This is a genomic window from Streptomyces sp. RLA012, from assembly GCF_056270325.1.
This window is the reverse complement of record NZ_JBWDPA010000002.1, coordinates 6,845,903-6,863,186: the sequence shown is the minus strand read 5'-3', so window position 1 is coordinate 6,863,186 and position 17,284 is coordinate 6,845,903. Positions and strand designations below refer to the sequence as shown.

General features: G+C 72.2%; 19 protein-coding genes. 14 read left to right on the top strand and 5 right to left on the bottom strand.

All coding sequences use genetic code 11. The annotated features are described in order from the left end of the window. The first annotated feature begins 126 nt into the window (after positions 1 to 126). The 4 genes from RV986_RS31625 to RV986_RS31610 all read left to right on the top strand — a co-directional run bounded on the left by RV986_RS31625 (position 127) and on the right by RV986_RS31610 (position 2,352). Positions 127 to 525, top strand: coding sequence for a hypothetical protein (locus RV986_RS31625; RefSeq protein ID WP_405885686.1), 399 nt, complete (start codon positions 127 to 129; stop codon positions 523 to 525). Positions 526 to 677: 152 nt separating this feature from the next. After that, positions 678 to 1,409 carry a transcriptional regulator gene (locus tag RV986_RS31620; RefSeq protein ID WP_475924504.1) on the top strand — a complete coding sequence of 244 codons (732 nt, stop codon included), beginning with the start codon at positions 678 to 680 and terminating at the stop codon, positions 1,407 to 1,409. A gap of 38 nt (positions 1,410 to 1,447) precedes the next feature. Further along, on the top strand, positions 1,448 to 1,951 hold the full coding sequence (locus RV986_RS31615) for a roadblock/LC7 domain-containing protein (RefSeq protein WP_475920645.1): 504 nt from the start codon (positions 1,448 to 1,450) through the stop codon (positions 1,949 to 1,951). 26 nt (positions 1,952 to 1,977) lie between these two features. Next, positions 1,978 to 2,352: a roadblock/LC7 domain-containing protein gene (locus RV986_RS31610; protein ID WP_475920644.1), complete on the top strand. Its 375-nt coding sequence runs from the start codon at positions 1,978 to 1,980 to the stop codon at positions 2,350 to 2,352. Positions 2,353 to 2,378: 26 nt separating this feature from the next. Here the strand turns inward: RV986_RS31610 and RV986_RS31605 are convergent, their stop codons facing one another. The 3 genes from RV986_RS31605 to RV986_RS31595 all read right to left on the bottom strand — a co-directional run bounded on the left by RV986_RS31605 (position 2,379) and on the right by RV986_RS31595 (position 5,876). Further along, complete coding sequence (locus tag RV986_RS31605) at positions 2,379 to 2,948, bottom strand: hypothetical protein (protein ID WP_475920643.1); 570 nt, start codon at positions 2,946 to 2,948, stop codon at positions 2,379 to 2,381. 169 nt (positions 2,949 to 3,117) lie between these two features. After that, positions 3,118 to 3,951: a MurR/RpiR family transcriptional regulator gene (locus RV986_RS31600; protein ID WP_475924503.1), complete on the bottom strand. Its 834-nt coding sequence runs from the start codon at positions 3,949 to 3,951 to the stop codon at positions 3,118 to 3,120. Positions 3,952 to 4,109: 158 nt separating this feature from the next. After that, positions 4,110 to 5,876 carry an aromatic amino acid ammonia-lyase gene (locus tag RV986_RS31595; protein WP_475920642.1) on the bottom strand — a complete coding sequence of 589 codons (1,767 nt, stop codon included), beginning with the start codon at positions 5,874 to 5,876 and terminating at the stop codon, positions 4,110 to 4,112. A 142-nt stretch (positions 5,877 to 6,018) separates the two neighbouring features. Between RV986_RS31595 and RV986_RS31590 the strand changes: the two genes are divergently transcribed. Genes RV986_RS31590 through RV986_RS31575 form a run of 4 tightly spaced genes read left to right on the top strand, consistent with a single transcriptional unit; the run spans position 6,019 to position 9,425 of the window. After that, positions 6,019 to 7,131: an ABC transporter ATP-binding protein gene (locus RV986_RS31590; RefSeq protein ID WP_475924502.1), complete on the top strand. Its 1,113-nt coding sequence runs from the start codon at positions 6,019 to 6,021 to the stop codon at positions 7,129 to 7,131. After that, positions 7,128 to 7,769, top strand: coding sequence for an ABC transporter permease (locus tag RV986_RS31585; protein WP_475920641.1), 642 nt, complete (start codon positions 7,128 to 7,130; stop codon positions 7,767 to 7,769). Before RV986_RS31590 ends, RV986_RS31585 begins: the two co-directional genes overlap by 4 nt. 1 nt (position 7,770) lies before the next feature. After that, the gene (locus RV986_RS31580; protein ID WP_475920640.1) at positions 7,771 to 8,478 is read left to right on the top strand and encodes an ABC transporter permease; all 708 of its coding nucleotides are present in this window, start codon (positions 7,771 to 7,773) and stop codon (positions 8,476 to 8,478) included. 14 nt (positions 8,479 to 8,492) lie between these two features. Further along, a complete protein-coding gene (locus RV986_RS31575) occupies positions 8,493 to 9,425 on the top strand; it encodes an ABC transporter substrate-binding protein (protein WP_475920639.1) in 933 nt (310 codons plus the stop codon). Between the two features lie 53 nt (positions 9,426 to 9,478). On the opposite strand, the gene RV986_RS31570 is transcribed toward RV986_RS31575, so the two are convergent. Further along, the gene (locus RV986_RS31570; protein WP_475920638.1) at positions 9,479 to 10,483 is read right to left on the bottom strand and encodes a LacI family DNA-binding transcriptional regulator; all 1,005 of its coding nucleotides are present in this window, start codon (positions 10,481 to 10,483) and stop codon (positions 9,479 to 9,481) included. A gap of 242 nt (positions 10,484 to 10,725) precedes the next feature. On the opposite strand from RV986_RS31570, the gene RV986_RS31565 reads away from it, so the two are divergent. The 5 genes from RV986_RS31565 to RV986_RS31545 all read left to right on the top strand — a co-directional run bounded on the left by RV986_RS31565 (position 10,726) and on the right by RV986_RS31545 (position 13,723). Continuing rightward, the gene (locus RV986_RS31565; protein ID WP_475924501.1) at positions 10,726 to 11,619 is read left to right on the top strand and encodes an amidohydrolase family protein; all 894 of its coding nucleotides are present in this window, start codon (positions 10,726 to 10,728) and stop codon (positions 11,617 to 11,619) included. Then, the gene (locus RV986_RS31560; protein WP_475920637.1) at positions 11,616 to 12,152 is read left to right on the top strand and encodes a cysteine dioxygenase; all 537 of its coding nucleotides are present in this window, start codon (positions 11,616 to 11,618) and stop codon (positions 12,150 to 12,152) included. The genes RV986_RS31565 and RV986_RS31560 overlap by 4 nt, the downstream gene beginning before the upstream one ends. A gap of 136 nt (positions 12,153 to 12,288) precedes the next feature. Continuing rightward, positions 12,289 to 12,972 (top strand): carbonic anhydrase, encoded by a 684-nt coding sequence (locus tag RV986_RS31555; RefSeq protein ID WP_475920636.1) that lies wholly within the window; start codon positions 12,289 to 12,291, stop codon positions 12,970 to 12,972. Positions 12,973 to 13,047: 75 nt separating this feature from the next. Beyond that, complete coding sequence (locus RV986_RS31550; protein WP_475920635.1) at positions 13,048 to 13,281, top strand: sodium-independent anion transporter; 234 nt, start codon at positions 13,048 to 13,050, stop codon at positions 13,279 to 13,281. Between the two features lie 10 nt (positions 13,282 to 13,291). Beyond that, positions 13,292 to 13,723, top strand: coding sequence for a hypothetical protein (locus tag RV986_RS31545; RefSeq protein ID WP_475920634.1), 432 nt, complete (start codon positions 13,292 to 13,294; stop codon positions 13,721 to 13,723). Between the two features lie 436 nt (positions 13,724 to 14,159). On the opposite strand, the gene RV986_RS31540 is transcribed toward RV986_RS31545, so the two are convergent. Next, complete coding sequence (locus RV986_RS31540; RefSeq protein ID WP_475920633.1) at positions 14,160 to 15,554, bottom strand: cystathionine beta-synthase; 1,395 nt, start codon at positions 15,552 to 15,554, stop codon at positions 14,160 to 14,162. A gap of 143 nt (positions 15,555 to 15,697) precedes the next feature. On the opposite strand from RV986_RS31540, the gene RV986_RS31535 reads away from it, so the two are divergent. Then, positions 15,698 to 16,744, top strand: coding sequence for an SGNH/GDSL hydrolase family protein (locus tag RV986_RS31535; protein WP_475920632.1), 1,047 nt, complete (start codon positions 15,698 to 15,700; stop codon positions 16,742 to 16,744). Positions 16,745 to 17,284: the final 540 nt, after the last annotated feature.

The window sequence follows — 17,284 nt, the reverse complement described above, 5'->3', positions numbered from 1 at the left end:
CAGTTGACCCACCTTAGTCACCGCGGGCATGTTCCACAGGAAAATGCCAGATCCCTCACCCCTAGCGCACACGTTGCGTAACTTCGGCGTCACTCGGCCGAACCCTTTGGCGGGAGGGGATACGTGGTGCCCGGAATCGACGAGTGCCTACTGGAAGCCATGCGACTGCCCGGTGCCCGGGGCGCCGCGGTGGTCGACTGGACCAGCGGGCTGGCCCTGGGCACGGTGGGGGACGCCCCGGGCGGTGACCACGAGACGACCGCGGCCGAGGCCGCCGAGCTCGCCCGGCTCGCCGCCGAACACAAGGCGTTCGCCCCGGCCGACGGGTCCGACTGGTCCGAGCAGGAGACACCGGTCGAGGACCTGATCGTGAGCAACCGCGACAGCTACCACCTGCTGCGGTTCGTCAGGACCACGTTCGACAGCAGCGTGTTCCTGCATCTGTGGCTGGACCGGGCGGACGGCAATCTCGCGCTGGCCCGGATCCGGCTCGGCGAGATGGCCGGACGGCTGGTGCTGGGATGACGACAGTCAGAACATCTCTCGCCCCCGAACTCGCCGTGCCCGACAAGAACCACGACCAGGACCAGGACCGCGACCAGAACCGCGACCAGGAACGCGACCAGAACCGCGGTCACGGCAAGGACGGGGCGGCGGGCCCTGCCGGTCTCTCGCCCATGCTCAGCCGGCTCGCCGCCGAGCGGGCCACCGGCGTGCTGGTGCGCGAGCGCGGGGTGCTCTACCTCTGTGACGGAGAGGTCGTGCACGCCGAGAGCCCCGCCACCCCCTCGCTCGACGTGCTGCTCACCGCACGCGGGGTACTGGCGGCCGAGTCCTGGCGGGAGGCGATCGCCGAGGCCGGGGCGCGACGGCAGGTCGGACGGTTCCTGGTCGAGCGCGGCCGGATCGCCGAGGGCGCACTGGAGCTGTGCCACCTCGGGGCGCTGTACGACGCGGCGTACTTCGTGCTGGGGCCGAGCAGCACTCCGGCCCGGTTCCGGTACGGGGCCGCGCACTGGCTCGGCCCGGTGCGCCCCGTGCCCGTGGCCGCGCTGGAGCGCGAGACGCTGCGCCGCCGCCAGCTGCTGCACCGCGTCTGGCCCGACCCGGCGACGGACACCGCCCCGCTGGCACGCGCCCGGCGCGCCGCCGAGCCGTCGGTCCCGCTGCGCCAGTGGGCCGTGCTCGGCCGGGTGGACGGTCTGCGGACGGCGTCGGACATCTCGCTCGCCCTGGGGCGGCCCGCGTTCCACACCTTGGTCGACGTCCGCCGGCTGGCCGCGGCCGGAGTCGTCACGGCGGCGAACGCGCCGGAGCGTGCGCCGTTGCCGAGTGTGCTGACCCAGCCTTCCGCCGATCCCGACGTCGCGTTGTTGCGCCGGCTCCGAGACGCGCTGGAGGCCCTGTGATCCGCGCGCTGCGACAGCGTGCCGAGAGGAGACTGCTGATGTCGGCGGAACCCGAAGTCCTCGACGAGCTGCACCGGTTGAGGGCCCGCGTGCCCCAGCTGACCGGTGCGCTGGCGGCCAGCGTCGACGGACTCGTACTCGCCCACGACACGCCCGGAGTGGAGCCCGAGGGCGTGGCGGCGCTCACCGCCGCCGCGCTCGGGGTGGCCGTGCGGATGGCGGACGCCACCGGGCAGGGCGATTTCCGCGAGTTGCTGGTGCGCGGCGTCGACGGCTATGTGGCGACGTACGCGGCGGGCACCTCCGCCGTGCTGACACTGCTGGCCCAGGACCGGGTCAACGTCGGGCGGCTGCATCTGGAGGGGCGCCGTGCCAGTACCCGGATCGGCGAGCTCGTGGAGGCCGCGACGGCGCGCGGCGAACCGGTTGCCCCGGCGCGGGCTCCCGCGCGGACCGCCTCCATGCCGACGCGCACCCGCACGGCGCGCGGCACGCCTCGTACGCCCCCAACCCCCACCACACCCACCACATCGGAAAGCTGAACCCGAAGTCGAAAGGAAGATCCACCATGACCAACACCGAAACCGCGCTGAAAGAGGCACTGGCCTCCATCGAAGGTGCGACCGGGGCCGCCCTGGTCGACTACACCAGCGGTATGGCGCTGGGCACGATCGGCGGCAGCAAGGGCTTCGACCTCACCGTGGCGGCGGCGGGCAACACCGACGTCGTCCGCGCCAAGCTCCGCACCATGGAGCACCTCGGGCTGAAGGGCGACATCGAGGACATCCTGATCACGCTGTCCGACCAGTACCACCTGATCCGGCTGATCAAGGGGCGCGGGGGCAACGGGCTCTTCCTGTACCTGGTGCTCGACGCCAAACGGTCGAACCTGGCGATGGCCCGGCACCAGCTGAAGAGGATCGAGGCGGACCTGGAGGTGTAACGACCCACGGTCGCCGCCACCTCTGGTCAGCGGCGTCGCGCTCCGCCGGGCGCGGCGTCGCCGGCCGCCACTCCGGTGGCCCGGCAGGCCTTGACCGGCTTTCCGACGGGAGCGCCGGCGCCGCGTCCGAGCCAGTCGACGCGCACCCAGATCAGCGCCTCCTCCGCGCGCTCGCGGCGCCCGAGCCAGCCGGCCTTGAGCCACAGGCCGACGCCCGCGCCGGCCAGCAGCATGCCCCCCGCGGCGGGCACCGCGAAGGAGCTGCCGAGCGCGGCCACGAAGGCGAGCAGCAGCCACCAGCGGTGGCCCCGGCGCCAGTTGCGTACCGTCACGGCCCGGTCCTGGAGCAGGTCCTGCTTGCTCGCGCGGGCGGCGGAGCGGACGAGTGCGGCATACCGTTTGCGACGGGTGTACGCCACCACGAAGGCCGCGACGATGAACAGCGCGGCCCCGGCCATGACCCCGATCCGGCGTCCGGTCAGCCCCGGCACCAGCACCCCGATACCGGCCGCGAACACCCCGAACCACCACAGTGGTGCGGCCCCCGCCCTCACGACGACGGCCACCCGAGCCAGTCCCTGCCCTCCGCGCGCCACGATCTCCGCCTCCCGTACATGCGTCTTCAGCGTCTTCAGCGTCTTTGGGCGCGCACGCTAACGACCGAACGTGAGACGAATCTGAGAGAGCCGCGGCCGACCCCCCGCACCCCGGCCGCTCCGACCGTTCTGGCTACTCCGACCACTCCTGCTACTCCTGCTACTCCGACTACTCCACGAACAGGCCCCTGGCCGCCGCCCGCACGTCGAACTCCTCCAGCCGCGCCTGGGCGTCCGGGATGTCGTCGCACATCGCCTCCAGCAGGACGCGCCCCAGGAGCATCGGGGAGCAGGCGGTGTCGAAGGCAAGCCCGGTACCGACGGCGGCGGGCAGGAGGAGGTCCGAGACCTTGGCGACCGGCGCGAACGCGGAGTCCGCGACCGTGACGACCGTCAGACCCGCCTCCTTCGCGTAGGCCAGCGAGTCCACGACCTCGCGCGGGTGGCGGGGCAGCGCGAAGCAGAGCAGGGCGGTGGCTCCGGCGTGGACGGCCGCGTCGATGCGGTCGTGCAGCATGGTGCCGCCCTCGTGCAGCAGCCGTACGTCCGGGTGGACCTTGGCGGCGAAGTAGGCGAAGCCGTACGCCTGGGAGGCCGCGGCCCGCAGCCCGAGGACCGGGAGCGGGCGGGAGGCGGCGAGCAGCCGTCCCGCGCGCTGCACCGGGCGCGGGTCGGCGAGCACCTCGGCGAGGTGCTTCAGGTTCTCGATCTCGGCCTCGACGGCCTGCTGGTACTCGTTGTACGAGCCCGGTGTCACGTTCTGTTCGGTGGGCGCGACCTCGCGCAGGTGCTTGCGCAGCGCCGGGTAGCCGTCGAAGCCGAGCGCGACCGCGAAGCGGGTGACGGAGGGCTGGCTGACCCCGGCGAGTTCGGCCAGTTCGACGCTGGAGAGGAACGGCACGTCGGCGGCGCGCCGCACCATGCTGTGCGCGATGCGCCGCTGGGTCGGGGTCAGCCGGTGCCCTTCGAAGAGGGCCTGCAGACGCCCGGCGGGACTGTCCATCACGCTCACGTCGACGCTCACGTCGACGTTGACATCGCTGCTGACGTCGCTGGTGACATCGCTGACGTCGCTGTTGACATCGGCGTTCGCATCCGTGCTCATGTCCGCTTTCACGTGTGCGCCCGCGTCCGCGTTCACGTCCGTGCTCCTGTCCACGCTCATGACTCGCTCCCCCTCCAGATGTCCGTGAACCGGTCGAGCAGCGCCGCCGCCGCCGTCACGTCGTCCGTCAGCGGCCGGTCCGCCTGGTCCACCCCGAGCACCGACTCGGCCAGTTCCAGCGCCCTCGCGACCGGCAGCTCCGGGTCGGGCCGCAGATCGCGCTGGCGCAGCGCCCGTACGGAGGCGACCAGTTCGCAGCCGACGACAAGACGGTAGGCACCGCACGCCCGCAGTGTCTGCCGTGCGGCGAGCGAGGCGAAGCTCGCCTGTTCCTCGACGCCCCGGGAGAGTACAGCGTGGCCCAGCGAGGCGGGCGCGGAGAAGGCGCGCAGGTCGCCGAGGGCGGCCGCGGCGGCGTACTCCAGGATCATCACGCCGGAGGACGCGGGCTCGTGGTCGGCGAGGAAGGGGCGCAGGCGGGTGTAGGCGGGTTCGTTGAGGGTGGAGAGCCGGGAGGTGGACAGCCGGGCCACCTGTGTGACCGCCAGCCTGAAGTGGTCCAGGGCGAGGGCGAGTTGGGCCTGGTAGAAGCCGCCGTGGTGGTACGCGGCCATGTCCTCCGGGGAGATGAGCGGGTTCTCCGCGGCGGCGTTGATCTCGACGGCCAGGACCCCTTCGAGCGCGTCCGCGGCGTCATGGGCGGGCCCGTGGATCTGCGGGACGCACCGGAAACCGTACGGGTCCTGGATCCGCCCGAGCGGCGGGGTGGGCCGGTCCGCCGCCCCGATCAGCTCCCGCATCCGCTTCGCCACCTCGGTCGACCCCCTGTGCGGCCGGGCGGCGTGCACGGGCGCCGCGTACGCCTCGTGCGACCCGTCGACGGCCAGCAGCGACAGCGCGGCCACCACCTGAGTGGCCTCGATCAGCCCGCGCAGCTCGTCGAGTGCGAGGGCGGCCTGCCCGAGGGTGAGCGCGTTGCTGCTGATGAGCGCGAGGGCGTCGTTGTTGTCGAGGGGCTGGGGTGCGGGGGGCAGGCCCTGCCCGAGGGACGACACCTCTTCGCCGAAGGAGGACACGCGCTCCCCCAGGGACAGCGCGCCCTGTCCCGAAGGCGGCACACCCTGCCCCGATGACGGCACGGTCCGCCCCGGGAGCTGCGGCTCGGCCTGACCCGGGAGCCGCGTCTCGGCCTGGCCCGGGAGCTGCGGCTCGGCCTGGCCCGGGAGCTGCGGCTCGGGCTCTTCCGGGACCCGTGGCCCGGGCGGCCCGCCGCCGGGCGTCCGCGCGGCGTCCGGCCCCCGCCAGGGGTGCTCCCCCACCAGCGCCAGCCCCAGCTGGGCCAGTGCCGCGATGTCGCCCGTGCCCACGGACCCGAACTCGTTGACGACCGGATACGCGCCGGTCTCCAGGGCCTCGCACAAGGCCGTGACGACGCTGGGGCGCAGCCCGGCACCGCCCGCCAGCAGCTGGTTGGCGCGGACGGCGAGCATGGCGCGGACCTGGCGGGCGGGGAGCTCCTCGCCGATGGCTCCGGCGTGGCTGCGCAGCAGGCGCAGGCCGTGCTCGGCGGCGGCCTCGGTGGGCACGGCCTCGTTCCGGTTGGCACCGACGCCGGTCGAGCGGCCGTAGACGCGGCCGGTCGCGGCGATCTGCCGAGCCGCGTCCCAGGACTGCTCGACCCGCTTCATCGCCTCGGTACCGGGAACCGGCCGCGCGGCCCCGTCGGCGAGCCGCACGACGTCGGTGACGCCCGTGCTGCACCCGTCCAGCACCACGAGGCCGGCTGTCACCGCACTCGGCGCGTCCACATTCCGAGACGACATAGAGCCTAAACTCCCCTCAAGCCGGACATTGGATCTTGCTTGATGCCCACAAGTAACCAGCGATTAACACCGGACCGTTGACAACCTATTCAGGTACAGAGAACTCTGCATGACGATATACAGACCGGGCAAGGGACACCTCATGATCCAGTTCGACACGGTCCACAAGCGCTTCCCCAACGGCACCACCGCAGTCCACGACCTCTCCCTGGAGATGCCGGAAGGCGGCGTGACCGTCCTCGTCGGATCTTCCGGTTGCGGTAAGACCACCACCCTCCGGATGATCAACCGAATGGTCGACCCGACCTCCGGCACCATCCGTGTCGGCGGCAAGGACGTCCTGCAGCAGGACGCCGCCGACCTGCGCCGATCCATCGGTTACGTCATCCAGCAGGCCGGCCTCTTCCCGCACCGCACGGTGCTCGACAACATCGCCACCGTGCCGCTGCTGCTGGGTTGGGGCCGCAAGAAGGCGCGCGCCAGGGCGGCCGAGCTGCTCGACACCGTGGGCCTCGCCGCCGACGCCGGCAAGCGCTACCCGCACCAGCTCTCCGGCGGCCAGCAGCAGCGCGTCGGCGTGGCCCGCGCACTCGCCGCCGACCCGCCCGTCCTCCTCATGGACGAGCCCTTCGGCGCGGTCGACCCGGTCGTGCGCACCCAGCTCCAGGACGAGCTGCTCCGCCTCCAGAAGGAGCTGAGCAAGACCATCGTCTTCGTCACGCACGACATCGACGAGGCCGTCCGGCTCGGCGACCAGATCGCGATCTTCCGCACCGGCGGCCATCTGGTGCAGTGCGCGACCCCGGCCGAACTGCTCGCCCGCCCGGCGGACGACTTCGTCGCCGACTTCCTCGGCGCCGAGCGGGGGCTGAAGCTCCTCTCGCTGAAGAAGCTCGCCGGCGTGCCGCAGGGTCCGGCCCCCGAGGGCGGCACCTGGACCCTCGTACTCGACGAGGCCCGCAAGCCGCTGCACTGGCGTGCGGCGACGGGCGACGCCGAACTCCCCGTACGACCGCTCAAGGACACCGACTCCCTGCTGGCGGCGCTGAACGAGTCGATCGCCTCGCCGACCGGCCTGGTGGCACGTGTCGACGCGAACGGCACCCTCACCGGCGTCACCTCCCGCGACGAGATCCACGAGCACGCGAGCAGGGCGCACACCGGCCACGACACCCAGGGCACGCAAGCCACGCAAGACACTCAGGGCACTCAGGGCACTCAGGGCACTCAGGGCACCGCGAGTGTGGCCATATGACCATCGACTGGTCCTGGATAGGCGACCACACCCACGACCTCACCACCCTCGCCCTCTCGCACCTCCAAGCCGCGCTGCTGGCCGTCTTCTTCGGCCTGCTGATCTCCCTCCCGCTGGCCGTGGTCGCGCACCGGGTCCGCCCCCTGCGCGGCGTGCTCCTCGGCCTCTCGAACGTCCTGTTCACGATCCCGTCGATCGCGATCTTCGTCCTTCTGCTCCCGGTGAGCGGCCTGACCCGCACCACCACGGTCATCGGTCTGACGGTCTACACCCTGGTCGTCCTGCTCCGGAACACGGTCGAGGGCCTCGACTCGGTCCCCGCGAAGACCAAGGAGGCCGCCAAGGCGATGGGCACGCGCCCGCTGCGCACCCTGCTCACCGTCGAACTCCCGCTCGCCCTCCCCGTGATCATGGCGGGCGTGCGGATCGCGACGGTCATGTCGATCTCCCTGGTCTCCGTCGCCACCTACATCGGCGACGGCGGACTCGGCCAGCTCTTCACGGACGGCTTCCAGCGCAACTTCCCGACGCCGGTGATCGTCGGTGTCGTCCTGACCCTGCTGCTGGCACTGATCGCGGACGCGCTGCTGGTCGCGGTCCAGTACGTACTCACTCCGTGGACGAGGCGGCGAGCCTGACATGTACGAACTCTTCAAGAACCTCGCCAAGTGGCTGGTCAGCGGCGACCAGTGGGCCGGCACGGACGGCATCGCGCACCGCCTCGCCGAGCACCTGGAGTACTCGCTCCTCGCCACCCTCATCGCGGCCGCGATCGCGCTCCCGCTCGGCCTGCTGATCGGTCACACCGGCAAGGGCGCCTTCCTCGCCATCAACCTGTCCTCCTTCGGCCGGGCGCTGCCCACCGTGGGCCTGGTGGTCCTGGTCTTCCTGGTCAGCGGGCTGTCCCTCTGGTCGGTGTACGTGGCGCTGGTCGTCCTCGCGGTCCCGGCCATCGTCACCAACACCTACGCGGGCATGAACGCCGTCGACCCGGAGGTCAAGGACGCGGCACGCGGGCAGGGGATGCGCGGCCACCAGGTCCTGTTCCAGGTGGAGATCCCGCTCGCCCTCCCCCTGATCATGACGGGCCTGCGCCTGTCTCTCATCCAGGTGGTGTCCACCGCCACGATCGCCGCGTACGTCAGTTTCGGCGGCCTCGGCCGGTACGTCTTCGACGGGCTGGCGCAGCGCGACCTCGTCCAGGTCCTCGGCGGCGCGGCGCTGGTCGCGATCGTCGCCGTCGTGCTCGACCTCGCGCTGGCCGGACTCCAGCGCCACCTGTTCCTCCCCCACTCTCGACTGCGCTCGAGCGGGCGGGACCCCCATCGCCGTACCGCCGCCCACTGAGGAGCCGAAGAACCATGAACCGTAGGACTCTGCTCGGCGGCCTCTTCGCCGCGGCCTCCGTCCCCGCCCTGGCCGCCTGCAGCAGCGGCATCACCTCGCTGGACAGCGCCGGCAGCGGCAGCGGTGGCGGCTCCGGATCCAGCGCCGGCGGTCTGACCATCGGCACCGCCAACTTCACCGAGAACCAGCTCCTCGGCTACCTGTACGCGGGGGTCCTGGGCGCGGCGGGCATCAAGACGAAGGTCCGTCCCAACCTGGGCTCGCGCGAGATCGTGGTGCCCGCGCTGGAGGGCGGCGACATCGACCTCCTCCCCGAGTACCAGGGCAGCCTGCTTCTCTACTTGGACGAGAAGGCCACGGACACCGAAGCCGGCGCGATGCAGAACACTCTGACGACGGTGCTCCCCAGCGGCCTGGAAGTCCTCCCGTACGCGGCGGCCGAGGACCGCGACAGCTTCGCCGTCACCAAGGAGACCGCCGCCAAGTACGGTCTGACCTCTCTCGCCGATCTGCGCAAGGCCAACGGCAAGCTGATCCTCGGCGCCGCGGCCGAGATGAAGAAGCGGGTCGTCGGTGTCGTGGGCCTCAAGGACCGCTACGGGGTGGAGTTCAAGGAGTTCAAGTCCCTCGACTCCTCCGGGCCGCTCGTCAAGGGCGCCCTGAAGAAGGGCGACATCGACGTCGCCAACGTCTTCACCACGGACGTGGACGTCATCGAGAACGGCTGGGTCGTCCTCACCGACCCCCTGAACCTGATCCCCTCCCAGCACATCGTCCCCCTCGTCGCCTCCCGCAAGGCCGACGCGAAGGTCCGCAAGGCGCTGGCGAGTCTCGGCAACGCCCTCACCTCGGAGGAGCTGACCAAGCTCAACCGCCTCGTGGACAAGGAGAAGAAGGACCCGGACGAGGTCGCGGACGCATGGCTGAAGAGCAAGAACCTGGCGTGAGCCACCGGGGTCCGAACACCCGTTTCCTCGCCCCCGCGAAAAACCCTGCCGGGCTAGACGTGTACCGCCGACCCCCGCTCACTCATCCTCGGCGCACACAGAATCCGCTTCTTCCGAACCCGTTTCCCCTCGATCGCCGCGACGGTCAGCCGTGCCGCCTCCGCGGCGATCTCCGGCAGCCCCCAGTCCACCGTGGTGAGCGGCGGGGTGAGCACCCGGGACACCGGGTGGTCGTCGAAGCCGACCACGGACACATCCCGGCCGACCGCGAGCGAGGCCTCCGCGGCGGCCGCGTACACCCCGTACGCCAGTGAGTCGGAGAAACAGAAGACGGCGGTCGCGGGCCGCGGACCGTCCAGGAGGCGTCGGGCGACGACCGTCGCCTCGCCCAGCTCCTGGGGGCACGGGACCAGCTCGGCGCGCAGCCCCAGCCGTGCGGCGGCCTCGCGGACGTACACGTCGGCGGGCCGGTCGGGCGTGCTCGGCCGGGTCGGGGTCAGCACGGTCACCCGGCGGTGGCCGAGCCCGTACAGATACTCCAGTACGGCGTCGATGCCGGCCCGGTTGTCGAAGATGACCTGCCCGGCGGTACGGGCCGAGCTGAGCGAGTCCCCGACGGCCACCACCGGCAGCGCCTCGGCGATCGCCGCCCAGCCCTCGGCCGAGGGGTTCACCGGCGACACCAGCAGCGCGTCGACGCGCTGGTCGCGCAACTGCTTGGCGAGCTTCAGCTCACGGTCGGGGTCGCCGCCCGCGTCGAGGATCAGCGCGTAGCGGTCGCCGGCCAGCAGTTCCCGGCCGATGGCGGCCATCAGCTGCTGCTGCCAGAGGTCCTGGAGGTCGCCCGCGAGGACGCCGACCATGCTGGTGCGGCCGCTGGCGAGGGCGCGGGCGATGGGGTCGGCCTCGTAGCCGAGCTCGGCCGCGGCCTTGCGCACCCGTTCCTCGGTCTCCTTGGAGACGTGCTTGCCGCGCAGGGCGTAGGAGACGGCGGCGGTGGAGAGACCCGTGGCCTCGGCCACCTCCCGGAGGGTGGTGCGCTTATTGGGCCTGGCCATGCCGGGAAGCCTACCGGGGACCCGTCCGCATTGTGGGCGCACGCCCCGCCCACACCCCCCGGGCGCGCCCCGCCCCCACTCCACCCCCCACTCCGCCCCCACTCCACCCCTGCTCCGTCCACACCCAGGGCGCGCTCCGGCGCACTCTTGACGCCCCTCTTGTTAACCGCTTAAGTTAATCGCATCAGTGAAGCGCTTAACCTACCGTCTTGACCTCACCTCCGCCCTCCGAGGACCACCTCGTGCCCACCGACGTCCACCAGCACATCTGGCCGCCCGCCTTCATCGAGCTGCTGCGCGCCCGCACCACGCCGCCGTACCTCGACGGCTGGACCCTGCACCTGGCGGGCGAGCCGCCGTACGAGGTGGACCCGGCCGACCACGACATCGCGGCCCGCACCCGTCTGGCCGCCGCCGACGGCCTGGACCTGGCCCTGGTCTCCCTCTCCAGCCCGCTCGGCATCGAGGACCTGCCGCCCGCCGAGGCCACCCCGCTGCTCGCCGCCTTCCACGACGGCGCCCTCGCGCTCCCGGCCCCCTTCGGCGTCTGGGCCTCGCCCTGCCTGTCGGCCGCGGACCCCGAAGCGGTCGCACACGAACTCCGCCGCGGCTGCGTGGGCCTCCAGCTCCCCGCCACCGCCCTGCTGGACGCGGCCGGCTGGGACCGCCGTGCTCCCCTCCTCGACGTCCTGACCCGCCACGACAAGCCGCTCTTCGTCCACCCGGGCGCGGCCCCGCCCACCCCCGACGCCCCGCCCTGGTGGCCCGCGCTGGTCCCGTACGTCCACCAGATGCACGCGTCCTGGTTCGCCTTCCGCGCCTTCGGACGGGCCCGCCACCCGCGCCTGCGTGTCTGCTTCACCGCCCTCGCGGGCCTGGCCCCGCTGCACGGCGAGCGGCTCGCGGCGCGCGGCGGAGGGCGCGGCGAGGTCGACTTCGACGCCTTCTACGAGACCTCGTCCTACGGAACCCGCGCGGTGGACGCACTCGTCCGGGCCATGGGCATCGACGTGATCGTCAGCGGCAGCGACCGCCCCTACGCCTCACCCACCGTCCCCGACCTCGGCGCGGCCGCCGCCGCCCACGCCCTGCGCACCACCAACCCCGCCCGACTGCTGAAGGGAGTTACCCCATGACGTACGAGGCCCTGCCGGACCGCACGCTCGACAAGCGCGAGCTCCAGGCCCTCGTCGACGACCTCGCCACCCGCCCCGAACTCTGGCGCGAGCAGGTCGCGTTCTCCGACGAGGAGCGGCACTACGCGTCGCTGCACCGCGACGAGTACGTCGACGTCTGGCTGCTGTGCTGGACCCGGCGCAACGACACCGGCTGGCACGACCACGACATCTCCTCCGGTGCGGTCGGCGTCGTACAGGGCGCGCTGACCGAGTCCAATCCGCGCATCGGCGGCAGCCATCTGTCCGTCACCGTCGGCGCGGGCGAGTCCTTCTGCTTCGGCCCCGATCACATCCACCGCCTCACCGGCGCCACCGACGACGCGGTGTCGATCCACGCGTACTCGCCGCCGCTGTGGCGCCTGGGCCAGTACGACATCACCGAGGACGGCCTGATGCGCCGGATCTCCGTCTCGTACGCGGACGAGCTGCGGCCCCTGGACCTTCCCGCGGACACTCCCGTGACCACCCCGGCGAACTCCCCCGCCGCCTGAGCCGATCAAGCGCCGGTATCGCGGCGGCGATGATCCGACGACGAATCGGCCAAGGGTAGTTAAATCGACACTCAGGGTGAGTGTGCGCGTGCGTACGGTCATTGAGCGCTACAAGCACAACTCCTGAGGGAGCGTCATGCCCTCGAACCGCAGGGCCTTTCTGGCGGCGACCACCGCCTCCGTACTCACCACCGCCTCCGTACTCACCACCACCGCGTCGGCTCCGGCCGTCGCCGTACCCCGCTCCCGGCCTGCGACCGCCCGCGCGGCCCTCGACGAACTCCTCGCGGGCAACCGGCGGTACGCCTCCGGGCGCCCCCGTCATCCGCACCAGGGGAGCATCCGGCGGCGTGTCCTCGCCGCCGGGCAGTACCCGTTCGCGGTGGTCGTCGGCTGCGTCGACTCCCGTGTCCCGCCCGAGCTGGTCTTCGACCAGGGGCTCGGGGACCTGCTCTGCATGAGGACCGCGGGGCAGGTGCTGGACGAGGCGGTGCTCGGATCCATCCAGTACGGGGTGGCGGAACTGGGCGTTCCGCTGGTGCTGGTGCTGGGCCACGAGCGCTGCGGGGCGGTCGCCGCGACGCTGGAACACCTCCGTACCGGGGAGCCCGTGCCCGGCCATCTCTCGCTCCTGGTGGACGAGATCATGCCCGCGGCGCTCCGTACCCGGGCGGTCCCCGGGGACTGGGCCGAGCACACGGTACGGGCGCACACGGCCTGGGTCCGGGACGCGATCCGGGCGGATCCGGCCTTCGCCCCGGCGCATGTCGCCGCCGCGAGATTCGACCTCGACACGGGCCTGGTCGCCCTCCTCCCCTGAGCACGCCGGGGACCAGTGCGCCCAGGACCGTGCGGGGCGTGCGGCTGAGCGGACTCACGCGCGGCGGTGCGCGGGGTGTCGGCGGTCGACCTGCGGATGTCGGGGCTGACGGCGGTGGACGCGACCGGGGCGCTCGCGCTGAAGGACGCGGTCGGGGATCTGCGGGACCGGGGCATCGAGGTCCGCATCACCGGGGTCGAACGGGGGCACCGCAGGGTTCTGGAGTCGCTCGGGGTGCTGCCCACGGGGGTGCGGCCCAGTTCCAACAGGGGGGCTATCCCCAGTGCCACGGGGGCCGCCACTCCCTAACGTGAACACCATGACGGGTAGGGAAGCGGGCGGCGACGCCGAACTGAAGAAGGAACTCGACGCCACTCTGCACGCGCGCAGGGAACTGGGCGAGGAGTACGAGTCCGCGCTCGTCGAGTCGTTCCTGGAGAAGGTCGAGCACAGCCTCGACGGCGCGGTCGACCGCCGGGTGCGGCGGCAGCTCGCCGAGCAGCAGATGGTGATGGCCCGCGGGGCACGCTCCTCGCACGGGCCCGACTCCTGGGCCGAGCGTTTCGGTTTCGGGATCGTCTCGCTGGTCCTGGCGATCCCCCTGTCCGCGATCGGCGGCAGTGTCGCGCACCTGCCCGGCCTGCTGGTCGCCTGGGGCGGCATCGTGGGGGTCAACGTGGTCCAGGCCGCGCGTGTCACTCCGAACTTCTTCGGCCACCGCAGGGGCAAGGACTCCAGCTGGGACGACTGACCGGCCGACTCCACGAGAGCGGCGCCGGTTTGGGCGCGCCACACGAAAGGGCCCGGCACCTTCACAGGTGCCGGGCCCTTTCGATGTGTTGCGCGGGGACCGCCGCACCCCCGTTACCGGGGGGCGGGACGACGGCGGTCCCCGCGAGGGACGCGGGCCGGGTCAGGGCCGGGCTTACGCGTCCATGGCGTCCATGGAGGTCCGGGAGCCGCTCCGGAGGTCCTTGGCGCCGTTTTGGTGTCGCCGGGGCGGGGAGCCGCTCCCGCCCTGCCGACACCCACTAATGTGCCGGATCCGTGTTAAGCGGGTGCTGCGCGGACGTGACGCGCTCGTACCACTTCCGCGAAGTTCCCTGTCGCAAGACAGGAAGATCCCTCTCAGGAGGGGAGCTTCAGGAGATTTCCTCCTGTCACCCGCGGAAACCTCCGACCTGTGCCTACTTCTTGGCGCCGCCCTTGGCGAGGAAGGACAGCAGGTCCTGGCGGCTGACGACACCGGTGGGCTTGCCCTCGACGAGCACGATCGCCGCGTCGGCGCCGCCGAGCACGGACATCAGGTCGCCGACCGGTTCGCCGGAGCCGACCTGCGGCAGCGGCGCCGACATGTGCTTCTCCAGCGGGTCCTGCAGCGAGGCCCGCTGGGTGAACAGCGCGTCCAGCAGTTCCCGTTCGACCACGGAACCGACGACCTCGGCGGCCATCACGTCCGGGTGACCGGCGCCGGGCTTGACGATCGGCATCTGCGAGACGCCGTACTCGCGCAGCACCTCGATGGCCTCTCCGACCGTCTCGTCCGGGTGCATGTGGATGAGGGAGGGGATGGCGCCGGGCGCCTTGTCGTTGAGCACGTCCGCGACGCGCGCGCTCGGGCCGGAGTCCTCCAGGAAGCCGTAGTCGGCCATCCACTCGTCGTTGAAGATCTTGCTGAGGTAGCCGCGGCCGCTGTCGGGGAGCAGGACCACCACGACGTCGTCGGGTCCGAGCCGCTCGGCCACCCGCAGCGCGGCGACCACGGCCATCCCGCAGGAGCCCCCGACGAGCAGCCCCTCCTCCTTCGCCAGCCGCCGGGTCATCTGGAAGGAGTCCTTGTCGGACACGGCCACGATCTCGTCGGCGACCGTACGGTCGTACGCCGTCGGCCAGAAGTCCTCACCGACGCCCTCGACGAGATACGGCCGCCCGGACCCGCCCGAGTACACGGACCCCTCGGGGTCGGCGCCGACGACCTGGACCTTGCCGTCGCTCGCGTCCTTCAGATAGCGACCGGTCCCGGAGATCGTGCCGCCGGTGCCGACGCCCGCCACGAAATGGGTGATCCTCCCCTCCGTCTGCTCCCACAGCTCGGGGCCGGTGGAGTGATAGTGCGAGAGGGGGTTGTTCGGGTTGGAGTACTGGTCGGGCTTCCAGGCGCCGGGCGTCTCACGGACCAGCCGGTCGGACACGTTGTAGTACGAGTCCGGGTGCTCCGGGTCGACGGCCGTCGGGCAGACGACCACTTCGGCCCCGTACGCCCGCAGCACGTTGATCTTGTCGGTGCTCACCTTGTCGGGGCAGACGAAGATGCACTTGTAGCCCTTCTGCTGGGCCACGATGGCCAGCCCGACACCGGTGTTTCCGCTGGTCGGCTCGACGATCGTGCCGCCGGGCTTGAGGGCGCCGCTCTCCTCCGCGGCCTCGATCATGCGCAGGGCGATGCGGTCCTTCACGGACCCGCCTGGGTTGAAGTACTCAACCTTCGCCAGGACGGTCGCCTGGATACCTGCGGTCACGTTGTTGAGCCTCAGCAGCGGGGTGTTGCCGACGAGGCTGATCATCGAGTCGTGGAATTGCACCGTTGTCTCCGGAGCTGCGTTTTCAGTGGGATGGTCCCGTCAGCCTAAGGCCCGGGGTGAGGGTTCACTCGCCGTTGAGATTGGCCGACCTGCTCCGCGGGGCAAGCAGTGGTTGTACGGCTACGAGGAGGTGGCGGCGACGCATGTCGAGCTTGTCGAGGGCGAGGGTGGCACGGCGGATCGCGGCGGGCGCGGCGTACGGCGGCGGCGGGATCGGGCTGGTCGGTGCCGCGGCGGTCGGTGTGGTGCTGGCCGAGGTGCAGCTGGCGAAGCGCCATGTGGGCAACGGGCACAGTCAGGCGCCCCGCGCGAACGGTCTCTACGGGTACGCCTACGCGGCGCAGGACGGTCCGCCGCTGCGGCTGACCATGCTGGGTGACTCGACCGCGGCGGGGCAGGGCGTGCACCGGGCCCGCCAGACGCCCGGCGCGCTGATCGCCTCGGGGCTCGCGGCGGTCGCCGAACGCCCGGTGGAGCTGTGGAACGTCGCGCTGCCCGGCGCCCAGTCCGACGACCTCGACCGGCAGGTGGCGCTCGCCCTCGCGGACACCTCGCGGGTGCCCGACGTCTGCGTGATCATGATCGGTGCCAACGATGTCACCCACCGGATGCCACCGACCCGGTCGGTCCGCCATCTGTCGGCCGCGGTGCGGCGTCTTCGTACGGCCGGTGCGGAGGTCGTCGTCGGCACCTGTCCCGACCTGGGGACGGTCGAGCAGGTCCAGCAGCCGTTGCGCTGGCTGGCCCGGCGGGCCTCGCGCCAGCTGGCGGCCGCGCAGACGATCGGTTCGGTCGAGCAGGGCGGGCGTACGGTTTCGCTGGGCGATCTGCTGGGGCCCGAGTTCGAGGCGAACCCGCGCGAGCTGTTCGGGCCCGACAACTACCACCCCTCCGCGGAGGGGTACGCGACGGCGGCGATGGCCCTTCTTCCCACCGTCTGCGCCGCGCTGGGCCTCTGGCCGGCCGAGGAGGAGCGGCCGGACGTCTCCCGGCGCGAGGGGTTCCTGCCGGTGGCACGGGCGGCTGCGGAGGCCGCGTCCGAGGCGGGTACGGAGGTCACGGCGGCCATGCCCACCGGGCCGCGCGGGCCGTGGGCCCTGCTCAAGCGCCGCCGCCGGCGCCGCGTCCCGGCCACCGACCCGGCCCCGGCCCCGGCCCCCACACCGTCCACACCGTCCACCCAAGGCTGAGCTCCCCCGCCCCGGCCCCCGCACGGCGGGTTCTCCGGCCGCGGGTGGGTGGGGATTACTCGCGCAGTTCCCCGCGCCCCTCGGAACGGGGCTACGCCCCGGATCCCGGGCCGCCCCGAGTCTCTTGCCTGCCGGCCGGTGGGGGCTGGGCGCGCAGTTCCCCGCGCCCCTGAGGTCGGGGCTCCGCCCCGAATCCCCCGGCTGTCCCGAATCACCCGGCTGCGGGCGCATGGGGGCCGGGCGCGCAGTTCCCCGCGCCCCTGAGGTCGGGGCTCCGCCCCGAATCCCCCGGCTGTCCCGAATCACCCGGCTGCGGGCGCGTGGGGGCTGCCCGCGCAGTTCCCCGCGCCCCTGGAGGCCTGCCTCGGGCCGTCCGGCGTTCGAGGGCCGGGGCGACGGACGCAGCCGCAGCCCATCCACCCCGACCGCCACCCCCACCCGCCCCGGACCCCGCATCTTCAGCCCGTCCGACGATTGAGGACGAGGCCGAAGGCCACACCCCCACCCACCCCCAGCCCGCGCCACTCAGCCCGTCCGGCG

Bases quoted from the DNA above. Each gene is read 5' to 3' on its own strand.
- RV986_RS31585 (WP_475920641.1), top strand. From the start codon at position 7,128: ATGACCATCGACTGGTCCTGGATAGGCGACCACACCCACGACCTCACC.
- RV986_RS31590 (WP_475924502.1), top strand. From the start codon at position 6,019: ATGATCCAGTTCGACACGGTCCACAAGCGCTTCCCCAACGGCACCACC.
- RV986_RS31555 (WP_475920636.1), top strand. From the start codon at position 12,289: ATGCCCTCGAACCGCAGGGCCTTTCTGGCGGCGACCACCGCCTCCGTA.
- RV986_RS31595 (WP_475920642.1), bottom strand. From the start codon at position 5,876: ATGTCGTCTCGGAATGTGGACGCGCCGAGTGCGGTGACAGCCGGCCTC.
- RV986_RS31620 (WP_475924504.1), top strand. From the start codon at position 678: ATGCTCAGCCGGCTCGCCGCCGAGCGGGCCACCGGCGTGCTGGTGCGC.
- RV986_RS31615 (WP_475920645.1), top strand. From the start codon at position 1,448: ATGTCGGCGGAACCCGAAGTCCTCGACGAGCTGCACCGGTTGAGGGCC.
- RV986_RS31610 (WP_475920644.1), top strand. From the start codon at position 1,978: ATGACCAACACCGAAACCGCGCTGAAAGAGGCACTGGCCTCCATCGAA.
- RV986_RS31600 (WP_475924503.1), bottom strand. From the start codon at position 3,951: ATGGACAGTCCCGCCGGGCGTCTGCAGGCCCTCTTCGAAGGGCACCGG.
- RV986_RS31560 (WP_475920637.1), top strand. From the start codon at position 11,616: ATGACGTACGAGGCCCTGCCGGACCGCACGCTCGACAAGCGCGAGCTC.
- RV986_RS31535 (WP_475920632.1), top strand. From the start codon at position 15,698: ATGTCGAGCTTGTCGAGGGCGAGGGTGGCACGGCGGATCGCGGCGGGC.
- RV986_RS31570 (WP_475920638.1), bottom strand. From the start codon at position 10,483: ATGGCCAGGCCCAATAAGCGCACCACCCTCCGGGAGGTGGCCGAGGCC.
- RV986_RS31575 (WP_475920639.1), top strand. From the start codon at position 8,493: ATGAACCGTAGGACTCTGCTCGGCGGCCTCTTCGCCGCGGCCTCCGTC.
- RV986_RS31545 (WP_475920634.1), top strand. From the start codon at position 13,292: ATGACGGGTAGGGAAGCGGGCGGCGACGCCGAACTGAAGAAGGAACTC.
- RV986_RS31580 (WP_475920640.1), top strand. From the start codon at position 7,771: ATGTACGAACTCTTCAAGAACCTCGCCAAGTGGCTGGTCAGCGGCGAC.